Raw genomic sequence first — 10,280 nt, 5'->3', positions numbered from 1 at the left:
AGCGGGGTAATTGTGTTAGCCACTTTACGTGTAGGCCCTAAAGAAGGGCTTCGTGTTATGGCGGCAACTTTGGTGGTATTTGCTATTGTAGCCGGATTGCTTTTAGGTCAGATCTGGATTGCTTTGGCACTATTGCTGACCAGTTGGTTACCGGCTTATTTGGTGACGCTGGTATTAGGATATAGTCGTTCACTGGAGCGGGCACTTCTGGCGGCAGCAGGTGCAGGTATCCTGGTAGTACTGATAGCACATATTTTCCTGTCCAGTCCGGCATTATGGTGGCAGGAAATGTTGGCACCATTCGTACAATTACTGTCAGAGCAATCTGGATGGCAACTGAATGCGGCAGAAACCCAAAACTTCCTGGTCCAAATGGCCGGCATGATGACGGGGCTGATGGCCGCTGCAGTAAGCGTCAATATTATTCTGGGTATTTTGATCGGTCGTGCGTGGCAAGCTGCGCTTTATAACGAAGGTGCTTTTGGCAGTGAATTTACTCAGATTTCGTTGGGTAAAACGCTGGCAATAATCACCGCGGTGCTGATGGGCTTGTCATTAACACCAATAGCCAGCTCGCTGACGCTATTGATAGATTGTTTACCGGTCCTGCTGGTGCTGTTTGCAATACAAGGTATTGCGGTAGCCCATGCAATCGTTCGGACTAAACAGAAATCGGTGGCCTGGTTAGTGGTTATGTATGTGCTGATGGTGCTTATGCTGCCGCAGATGTTGATTTTGACCGCCTCACTGGGTGTATTGGAACAATGGTTTAATTTTCGCAAACGCTCAATAGCGTAATGCGGTTATTTATAAGCAGTCTTTGACTGCGAATGAGGGTTAGAACGATGCAAGTAATTTTGCTGGAAAAAGTTCAAAAGCTTGGTAATTTGGGTGACGAAGTGAGCGTTAAAGCTGGCTATGGTCGCAACTATCTGGTTCCTGCTGGTAAGGCATTGCCTGCCAACAAGAATAACAGAGAAAAATTTGAAGAACGTCGTGCTGAATTAGAAGCGGCGGCGGCCAAATTACTTACTGCAGCTCAAGAACGTGAGAAAAAACTGGTTGCAGCTGGTGATGTTGATATCATGGCTAATGCTGGTGTTGAAGGTAAACTGTTCGGTTCAGTCACTGCTGCGGATATCGCTGATGCGGTAAATGCAAAAGGTGCTGATGTAGATCGTAACGAAGTTCGTTTACCAACAGGTCCTTTGCGTCACACAGGTGAATACAACATTGATGTGCAATTGCATGCTGATGTTGTCGTCAGTGTGAAAGTAAATATCACTTCAGAAGCTGAACTTGCAGCCATTGCTGCTGCAGAAGAAGCGCGTAAAGCACGTGAAGCTTCACGTGAAGAAGCTGAAGCGATCGCTAAAGCGCAAGAACAAGAGTAAGAAGTTTGAACGACAGGGGCATAGTAAAATCTATGCCCCTGTTATTTTTGTGATTCAGGTATATTGAATCAAATGCTTGTTTAATCAGCTTGGACAATTGCTGTGGAACAGATAACTTATCCAGAAAGCTATCAAGACAGCGCAACTCAGGCCCTGAAGGTCCCTCCGCATTCTGTTGAAGCTGAACAATCAGTGTTGGGCGGACTAATGCTTGATAACAGTGCCTGGGAGCAGGTTTCTGATTTATTGGTCGAGCAGGATTTCTACCGCCACGATCATCAGCTTATATTCCGCGGCATCGCCGAGTTAATGGAACAGGCTAATCCGGTTGACGTCATCACGCTGGCCGAATGGCATAATCAACGTGGCGAGCTCGATAAAGTCGGTGAACTCGCTTATCTTGGCGCCCTCGCGCGCAATACCCCCAGTGCAGCCAATATCAAAGCGTATGCTTCAATCGTGCGTGAACGTTCGATTCTGCGTCAGCTGATTCAGATTGGTAATAATATTGCCAATATGGCCTTTACGCCGGAAGGGCGAAATAGTGAAGAAATGCTCGACACCGCTGAGCGTCGCGTTTTCGAAATCGCTGAAAAAGGTGCAAAACGTGGCGGCGGGTTTATTCAGGTCAAAGATGTCCTGAGTAAAGTCGTTGATAAAATTGATACGCTGTTTGAACAGGATAGTGGTATCACTGGTTTACCGACCGGTTTTATTGATTTTGATGATCAGACTTCAGGTTTACAGCCTGCTGATTTGGTCATTATCGCGGGCCGTCCATCGATGGGTAAAACCACCTTTGCCATGAATATTGCTGAAAATGCCGCGATTCACAGTAAACAGCCCGTTGCGGTATTCAGTATGGAGATGCCTGCTGACTCACTAGCTATGCGTATGTTGTCATCATTAGGGCGTATCGATCAGCATCGTTTACGTACCGGTCGATTGAATGATGATGACTGGCCACGACTGACATCGGCAATAGCGTTATTAAATGAAGCACCTTTATTTATTGATGATACCGGTGGGTTAACACCATCTGAACTCAGGGCCAGGGCAAGACGTTTAAAACGTGAGCATGGCCTTAGTCTTATCATTGTTGATTACCTGCAGCTAATGAGTGGCAGTTCCAATGGTCGACAGGCTGAAAACCGTACCAACGAGATTTCTGAAATCTCCCGTTCATTAAAAGCACTGGCCAAAGAGCTCAATGTGCCGGTGATTGCGTTATCTCAGTTAAACCGTTCACTTGAGCAGAGACCGAATAAACGCCCGGTTATGTCGGATCTGCGTGAGTCAGGAGCGATTGAGCAGGATGCCGATATCATTGTATTTATCTATCGTGATGAAGTTTACAACGAAGATTCTGCAGAAAAGGGTAAAGCGGAGATCATTATCAGTAAACAGCGTAATGGTCCGATCGGTACGGTGGCGTTAACCTTCCAGGGCAAATACACCCGGTTTGAAAATTTTGCCCCTGCTTATTATCAAGATTACGGTGATAATGAATCGTGAGTCGTTATCCGTTTGCCCGAATCGATCTGGCAGCACTGAAACATAATCTGCAGCAAGTTCGTCAATACGCCCCAGATAGTAAAGTGATGTCGGTGATTAAAGCCGATGCCTATGGACATGGTGTTATTCAGGTTGCGCATGCACTCATGCAAAGTGATGCATTTGCCGTGGCCCGATTTAGTGAAGCATTAACGCTCCGGAAACATGGATTTGACCAGCCCATTACCATTTTCGAAGGTGTCAGCACAATTGAAGAATGGCAGCTGGCTGCTGAATTTGAGTTGACGCCGGTTTTGCATCAGCAACAGCATCTTGAGTTGTTATTGAAAGCGAAAACCAGTCAGCCGCTACCATTAATATGGTTGATGCTGGAAACCGGCATGCACCGTCTTGGTTTACCGCAACAGGACGTAATACAGATTATAGATGCATTGGAAAAACGTGCAGATCTGGTGAATAAGCTTGGTTTGATGAGTCATTTTGCCAACTCGGATTTGTTAAATGATGCACGTAATATCCAACAGTTAACGGTTATGAAAAATCTGGCTGAAACAACTGGATTGCCCGTTTGTATGGCTAATTCAGCTGCGATAATCAGTCTGCCTGAATCCCATTATGACTGGATACGGCCCGGTCTGATGCTGTATGGTGCTTCGCCGTTTGCCGATAAATCAGGGGCTGATGTTGGACTCAAACCGGTCATGCAATTGATCTCAAAACTGATTGCTACCCAGCAATTAAAACCCGGGGATCAAGTCGGCTATGGCGGTCAGTGGTCAGCAGACAAACCCATACGCATGGGGGTAGTCAGTATTGGTTATGGTGATGGTTACAGTCGACATTTATCCAATGCTGGTGAGGTCATTATTCGAGGTCAACGCATTCCTGTTATTGGTCGCGTATCTATGGATACTATTTGTGTGAATCTGGAGTCTTGTCCACAGGCACAACTGGATGATGAAGTCATTATCTGGGGAGCCGATACATTGGCAGTTGAATGGCTAGCCAATAGAGCCGGAACGATACCTTACGAATTACTGACCTGTGTGACACCCAGGGTTAACCGGGAGTATCTTGATGGCTAAAGCCAAGCGGGTGTATGTTTGCCGGGAATGTGGTGCTCAGACACCACAATGGGCGGGACGCTGTGCGGATTGTGGTGCGTGGAACAGTCTTGAAGAATCAGTGCAGAGCAGCGCCAAACCAACCACTGCAATGAATAAACATACTGGCTACGCCGGCCAGCAACAAAACACTGTTCAGGCATTAAAAACCATTACATCAGAGCAGGCTGTGCGCTGGTCAACCGGATTGCCGGAATTGGATCGCGTGCTGGGTGGGGGACTGGTCACCGGTTCCGTGGTGTTAATAGGTGGTGATCCCGGTATTGGCAAGTCGACTTTATTATTACAAGCCATGGCGAGTATGGCAGAGTTAAGCGGTATTAATCCGCTGTATATCAGTGGTGAAGAATCCCTGCAGCAAATTCGACTGCGGGCTGAACGTTTGCAATTGCAGGAAACGCCGGTGGATCTGCTGGCGGCAACCCATGCTGAACAAATGATGGCCATTGCCCAGCAACGCCAGCCTCAGGTCATGGTCATTGATTCGATTCAAACAGTATTTACCGAGTTGCTGCAATCGGCACCTGGCACTGTGGCGCAGGTAAGGGAAAGTGCAGCGCAATTAGTTCGCTTTGCCAAATCCAGCGGTATCACCATGATTCTGGTGGGACATGTAACTAAACAGGGTGCATTGGCAGGACCACGTGTTCTGGAACATATGGTCGATACCGTGTTGTATTTTGAAGGTGACAGCTCGACACGATTCCGTATTTTACGTGCAGTTAAAAACCGCTTTGGCGCGGTTAATGAGCTGGGCGTATTTGCCATGACAGAACTTGGATTGAAAGAAGTCAGTAATCCTTCAGCCATCTTTTTATCTCGTGGAGAACAGGCCGTTCCCGGCAGCATGATCACGGTGATTCGCGAAGGCAGTCGTCCGATGCTTGTGGAAGTGCAGGCATTGGTCGATGAAAGTCCATTGGGCAATCCACGGCGTGTCTCGGTAGGTTTGGAACAAAATCGTCTGGCGATGTTACTGGCTATTTTGCACCGCCATGGCGGTATTACCTGTCATGATCAGGATGTCTTTATCAATGTGGTGGGGGGCGTTAAACTCAGTGAAACCGGTGCCGATCTGGCGGTATTAACAGCCGTTATTTCCAGTTTGCGTAATAAAGCGATTCCACAAGACTGGGTGGTCTTCGGAGAGGTCGGATTAACGGGGGAAATTCGTCCGGTTCAGGCAGGCGAAGAACGAATCCGCGATGCGGGTAAACACGGCTTTAAAGTGGCCTTGGTGCCCGCTGCCAATGCACCGCGTAAGTCGATTTCAGGTTTGAAAGTGATAGCCGTGCATCATTTACAACAGGCTATTGAGGCGCTTAAAGAAGGCTGGCAGTGATCATTATTGGTTCTAGTTATCCGGCATGTCCAGCAGGGCGGATAACTCCCGATGCAATAAGCCTTCATCGGCAAGGTTCAGTTCAACCAGCCTTTTTAAATGGGTAATACTGTCTAGGTCAATCAGCTGGCAGTGAAAGCCGATACTCTGTGTATCCATATGCGCTACCTCAGCCTGCATCTTAATCACAATTTGAGCATTTTCGAGCAATAGATCAACATTAAAGACATCAGCCAACTTTGCTGACCAATTGTCCGGACGGCCAATCAATAATCCATTCAGCGAGATATCAATAACCGTACAATTTAAATAGACATCACCATGGGGCGCAATGACATGTGCGTTGGCAGCAAATGGAATGCGACTGAAATATCTGCGTTCCTCCGACATTGGTGGTCTCCTGTTTATAGTAAGACTGATACTATCATTATTTCAAATAAGGAGTCATTGCAGATGTTGTGGGTAAAAGCGTTTCATTTAATGGCTGTTGTCACCTGGTTTGCCGCTTTATTTTATCTGCCAAGGTTGTTTGTCTATCACGCCATGTGCGATGACCGGGCTGGTAACGAACGGTTTAAAATCATGGAGCGAAAATTATACCGGGGCATCATGACACCAAGTGCTGTTATTGCCCTGTTATTAGGTATCTGGTTAATGAGTTATTACACGCTGGAACAATTAAAAACTATGTACTGGTTACACGCTAAACTGACGCTGGTGTTGTTACTGTTTGTTTATCATGGAATGTGTGGTCGCATGCTCAAACAATTTGCTGCGGATAACAATCAACGTAGTCACGTGTTTTACCGCTGGTTTAACGAAATGCCGGTATTAATTTTGATTGCCGTGATGATTCTGGCTGTGGTGAAACCTTTTTAAAAAAAAAGCCCCTGCGAGAGGGGCTTTTCTTCAATCTGACAGTTAATCTATATATTCAAAAATTTTCACTACTCGTAAAACACCTTTAGTCGTTCGTGTAACAGCAACGGCCTGGTCAGCTTCTTCACGGGTAACTTTACCCATCAGATAAACAACACCGCGTTCAGTCACGACTTTGACAAAGAAAGGATCAACATTTTCATCCTGGGTCATTTTGGTTTTTACTTTCGTAGTGATCCAACTGTCACTGCTGCGTGAAGTTAACGCACTCGGGCCAGAGATAGCCAGCTCGTTAAACACCTTACGTACTTTCGGAATATCTTTAACCAGGTTTTCAGCTTTTTGCTTGAGAGCCTCAGTAGGCGTTTCACCAGACAGCAACAGAAAGCCATTGTAACTGGTCACGTTAATGTTACTTTGGCTGTGAATGTCTTTATCCTGAAAAATGGCATATTTGGCTTTTGCTTCAATAGTTTGATCGTCTAAAACTGCTCCAGCTGTTCGGCGATCATAGGCGACCGCTGCAGTGGTTGCTGCACCACCGACCACAACAGCCGCGCAGGCTTGCAACAACATTATGGGTATCAGTAACATAAAAACCAGTCTAATTTGGTACATGGATTTGTTCCTCGTTGAATGAGCGCAGATAAAAGTGTTGCTTAGTTTAGTTGAAATGCATCCCGAATCCACACAATTTTATCTGCTGTGCCGGCAGTGATGGCGATGACATCAAAGCGGCAATTGTGTGACCATCCGGATTGCATTAAATAATGTTGAGCTGTGATGATGATACGTGATTGTTTAAAGCTTGTAATACTTTCCAGCGCGCCACCATGTGAGTGATTGCGGCGATATCGAACTTCAACAAAAACCAGGGTTTGTTCATCCTGCATTATCAGGTCAATTTCACCACGACGACAATGAAAGTTACGCTGAATCAGCTTTAAACCTTGCTGTTGTAAATAATCACAAGCTAATTGCTCCGCCTGCTTTCCAGACTGGAGATGCTTTGCCATTCGCCCTTAATCTCTTTGTAGCGGTTCAATCAAGCCGTTGCGGATAGTGGCGATTGGCATCAAACGTTCAATCTGACCTTGCTCATTAATTGTCAGTTCACCGGTCGCTCCCTGATATTTTTCATCTTCAGAGCTACTCATGGCGGTCAGGAAAGGAATCATTCTATAAGCATCAACACCCAGCGCGGCCAAACGCAGGAATGAGCCTATATCACCACTCGCTTGCCGACGAACAGCTGAATAGGCAGGATCTTGTTCCGACTGTTCCGTAAACATCCAGGGAATATCAGTAAAAATCAAACCATTCAAATCAATGTCTTGCTGGGCATTCGCTTCACCACCGTACGCATGTGAGGTGGCAAGTATCGGTAACTGACCTGAACGATGGAAACGAAGTTGCGTTACCAGCTGACGTGCCTTCAAAGGTCTGCCGACCATAAACAGAAAATCGACATCCTGGCGTCTTCTCGGTTCAAACTCCAGAGATTGTCCTAATGTGCGTCGCAGGTTCTGATAACGCTGATTACTGCTTTCGACTCCCAGGATTGGTGTCAGGATATGCGAATAGTCATTCTCTGCTTCATCATATTTTGCACGGGTAACCAGCTGGCCGCCTGAGGTTTGCCATTCTTCGGCAAAAGCGGCTGCCACCCTGTCACCCCATTCACTGCGGGGGCTCAACACGATGGCCCGTTTATATCCCATTTTATTAGCATGCTCAGCCTGGCTACGTGCATCATCTTCTGGTGCCAGAGCAAATTGAAAGAAATTTGAATGATCATTGGATTGACTGATTCGATTCAGTGCTAATACCGGAACTGATAAGGTCTGATGTGCTGCCAGTAATTCAACTGATACCTTATCTAACGGTCCAATAACAATATTGGCCCCGTCCGCCACCGCTTTTTCATACTGTGAGATAACATTTTTAGAGTCAGGCGTATTACCGGTGCGAACATCATAGAATTGCAAGCGAACGTTGGAACGGGCATTAAAATGTGCCGCAATGATGCCTTGACGGATTGCCTGGGCGGCATTTGCTGCAGGACCGGACTCAGGCAATAAAATTCCAATCAATTCCAGTTGCTCAGGAAGGCGAATAGGCGTTTTAATCGATTTCTTCAGTTGTTCGACGTTGGCTGGATGATTTGGATAGCTGAATTCCCAATCTTCAATGGCAACTTCCATTGCTTCTGGATTATTTTCATAGGCTTTAACAGCATAGGCCAAGGCAAACCAGCCACTATCTTCCGCCGGAGGCTGACCGGGATTATATAAATCCAAAGCCTGTGGTGTCATTTTCATCAATGTCTGCCACAATGCTAAATGATTATTTTCACGATCATTCTCCGCCAGCATTGGATCCAGTCGGATATGTGCCAAGGCTTTTTCCAACCAGTTTTCAGTCAGATCATAAGCTGTTATCCGCAGTTCCAGAATACGTTTTTGTTGAGCTGCATTGGCGGAATCAAAGTCTACTTTATCCAGATGTTGTAATGCACTTAGGCCATCCAGATCCAAAAGCGCAATATCGGCACGTAACAGATTCGCTGTAAGTTGTTCACGTGATGTCAGTTGCTGCAGGTTGGTTTCAGCGAGCAGAGCTTCTGCTTCTGCCAACTCACCTAATTCATAGTGCATCATTGCAGCGCGATATTGAAATGCTGATTTGAGTGCGCCTTCTGATTCCGCCGCTTTGGCTATATATTGTTCAGCGGCCACTGCATAATCGCCTTGTTTTTCTGCCTCGGATACCAAGGACGTCATATCAGGAGCTGATGGTTTTGTTTCCATAGATATCGGCTGACAGGCTGATAATGTCAGTAAGGTCAACAATATAAGCAGGGCGGAAAATCGTTGCGTCATAAGTTACATCAAATTTAGTTCGGAGAAGGCATCATCTTACCTGTTCGCGTATATTACGACCAGAATCAATATTTCTTTTCAGGATATACGCCGTGAAAGACGCCACAGCCGCACTTTATATTGTTGCCACGCCAATCGGCAATCTCGCCGATATTTCAGCGCGCGCTATTGACGTTCTGTCTTCAGTCGATTTAATTGCCGCTGAGGACACTCGTCATAGCAAATTTCTGTTGCAACATCATGGTATCGAAACATCAACTATTTCATTACACGAACATAATGAGCAGCAGCGCAGTGAATTATTGTTATCAAAAATAGTGGATGGTAATTCAATTGCACTGATTTCTGATGCTGGCACACCATTAATCAGCGATCCGGGTTTTCGGTTAGTCAATATGGCACGTGAAAAGGGTATTAAGGTCGTTCCTATTCCTGGTGCCTGTGCCGTTATCACCGCCTTATCCGCTTCTGGATTATCTGCTGAACGCTTTACTTTTGAAGGTTTTCTGCCACCGAAAGTGACTGCTCGCCGCCAGGCTTTGGAAAAGCTTGTGAGCGAGCCGCGGACGATGATTTTTTACGAAAGTCCTAAAAGGATGGTCGGTTGCTTGCAGGATATGCTGGCCGTATTTGGAGGGGAGCGTAAAGCCTGTTTGGCACGTGAACTGACAAAAATGTTTGAAACCATTGTTACGCTGCCATTAGCGGAATTGGTTGAGATTGTCATCATGGATACCAATCATCAAAAAGGTGAAATAGTTTTGCTTGTTGAAGGAGAATCTACGGTGGCTGACACCGATGAAACGGAGCAGGCTCGGGTGTTACAAATTTTGCTTAACGAAGTGCCTTTAAAACAAGCAGCGAGCATCACAGCGTCCATTCTGGGTATCAAAAAAAATAAAGCCTATGACATGGCGTTGAAACTTCAGCAAAAATAAAGCTGCTCCGGTAAAATGGTCGGTTGAGATGGCCAGACAATCGCGCTTGATGTCCGTAAGGATTCAGAGTGAGGAAAGTCCGGGCTCCACAGGGTAAGGTGCCAGGTAACACCTGGGGGACGTAAGTCCACGGCCAGTGCAACAGAGAGTAAACCGCCTGAATGAAAGTTCAGGTAAGGGTGAAAGGGTGCGGTAAGAGCGCACCG

Annotated in this window: 10 protein-coding genes, 1 other RNA gene and 1 pseudogene (1 of these 12 cut by a window edge); 8 read left to right on the top strand and 4 right to left on the bottom strand. The window is 46.3% G+C overall.

The genetic code is table 11. The features are described 5' to 3' along the window. From B3O33_RS14110 to radA, 5 genes and pseudogenes are all read left to right on the top strand, one after another. Window positions 1-798 (top strand): DUF2232 domain-containing protein (locus B3O33_RS14110; protein ID WP_292363849.1); only part of this gene is annotated, 798 nt, incomplete at its 5' end. Window positions 799-845: 47 nt separating this feature from the next. Continuing rightward, window positions 846-1,289, top strand: a pseudogene (gene rplI / locus B3O33_RS14105) (50S ribosomal protein L9); the annotation flags it as partial. 207 nt (window positions 1,290-1,496) lie between these two features. Continuing rightward, window positions 1,497-2,909 carry a replicative DNA helicase gene (dnaB, locus tag B3O33_RS14100; protein WP_292361866.1) on the top strand — a complete coding sequence of 471 codons (1,413 nt, stop codon included), beginning with the start codon at window positions 1,497-1,499 and terminating at the stop codon, window positions 2,907-2,909. Next, window positions 2,906-3,994, top strand: a complete 1,089-nt coding sequence (alr, locus tag B3O33_RS14095; protein WP_292361867.1) for an alanine racemase — start codon at window positions 2,906-2,908, stop codon at window positions 3,992-3,994. Before dnaB ends, alr begins: the two co-directional genes overlap by 4 nt. Further along, window positions 3,987-5,375, top strand: a complete 1,389-nt coding sequence (gene radA / locus B3O33_RS14090; RefSeq protein ID WP_292363848.1) for a DNA repair protein RadA — start codon at window positions 3,987-3,989, stop codon at window positions 5,373-5,375. Before alr ends, radA begins: the two co-directional genes overlap by 8 nt. 12 nt (window positions 5,376-5,387) lie before the next feature. Here the strand turns inward: radA and B3O33_RS14085 are convergent, their stop codons facing one another. Next, window positions 5,388-5,765, bottom strand: a complete 378-nt coding sequence (locus tag B3O33_RS14085) for a PilZ domain-containing protein (RefSeq protein ID WP_292361869.1) — start codon at window positions 5,763-5,765, stop codon at window positions 5,388-5,390. A gap of 57 nt (window positions 5,766-5,822) precedes the next feature. Here B3O33_RS14085 and hemJ point away from each other — a divergent pair, with 57 nt between their 5' ends. Beyond that, window positions 5,823-6,254: a protoporphyrinogen oxidase HemJ gene (gene hemJ, locus B3O33_RS14080; protein ID WP_339612297.1), complete on the top strand. Its 432-nt coding sequence runs from the start codon at window positions 5,823-5,825 to the stop codon at window positions 6,252-6,254. Between the two features lie 42 nt (window positions 6,255-6,296). On the opposite strand, the gene B3O33_RS14075 is transcribed toward hemJ, so the two are convergent. From B3O33_RS14075 to B3O33_RS14065, 3 genes are read right to left on the bottom strand one after another with little or no spacing between them, the layout of a single operon-like run. Then, entirely contained in the window at window positions 6,297-6,872 is a 576-nt protein-coding gene (locus tag B3O33_RS14075; protein ID WP_292361871.1) for a BON domain-containing protein, read from the bottom strand. A 41-nt stretch (window positions 6,873-6,913) separates the two neighbouring features. After that, the gene (locus tag B3O33_RS14070) at window positions 6,914-7,270 is read right to left on the bottom strand and encodes a YraN family protein (RefSeq protein WP_292361872.1); all 357 of its coding nucleotides are present in this window, start codon (window positions 7,268-7,270) and stop codon (window positions 6,914-6,916) included. Window positions 7,271-7,276: 6 nt separating this feature from the next. After that, on the bottom strand, window positions 7,277-9,136 hold the full coding sequence (locus B3O33_RS14065) for a penicillin-binding protein activator (RefSeq protein WP_292361873.1): 1,860 nt from the start codon (window positions 9,134-9,136) through the stop codon (window positions 7,277-7,279). A 92-nt stretch (window positions 9,137-9,228) separates the two neighbouring features. Here B3O33_RS14065 and rsmI point away from each other — a divergent pair, with 92 nt between their 5' ends. Next, complete coding sequence (gene rsmI, locus B3O33_RS14060; protein ID WP_292361874.1) at window positions 9,229-10,074, top strand: 16S rRNA (cytidine(1402)-2'-O)-methyltransferase; 846 nt, start codon at window positions 9,229-9,231, stop codon at window positions 10,072-10,074. A gap of 24 nt (window positions 10,075-10,098) precedes the next feature. Next, an RNA gene (gene rnpB, locus B3O33_RS14055) (RNase P RNA component class A) lies at window positions 10,099-10,280 on the top strand; its annotated part runs 292 nt beyond the window's last position; the annotation flags it as partial.

Source organism: Methylophaga sp. UBA1464 (assembly GCF_002325665.1).
Lineage (GTDB): Bacteria > Pseudomonadota > Gammaproteobacteria > Nitrosococcales > Methylophagaceae > Methylophaga.
Note: the sequence above shows the minus strand (reverse complement) of the source record. Positions and strands in the feature narration are given on the sequence as shown.

Bases quoted from the DNA above. Each gene is read 5' to 3' on its own strand.
- B3O33_RS14085 (WP_292361869.1), bottom strand. From the start codon at position 5,765: ATGTCGGAGGAACGCAGATATTTCAGTCGCATTCCATTTGCTGCCAAC.
- B3O33_RS14065 (WP_292361873.1), bottom strand. From the start codon at position 9,136: ATGACGCAACGATTTTCCGCCCTGCTTATATTGTTGACCTTACTGACA.
- radA (WP_292363848.1), top strand. From the start codon at position 3,987: ATGGCTAAAGCCAAGCGGGTGTATGTTTGCCGGGAATGTGGTGCTCAG.
- B3O33_RS14070 (WP_292361872.1), bottom strand. From the start codon at position 7,270: ATGGCAAAGCATCTCCAGTCTGGAAAGCAGGCGGAGCAATTAGCTTGT.
- B3O33_RS14075 (WP_292361871.1), bottom strand. From the start codon at position 6,872: ATGTACCAAATTAGACTGGTTTTTATGTTACTGATACCCATAATGTTG.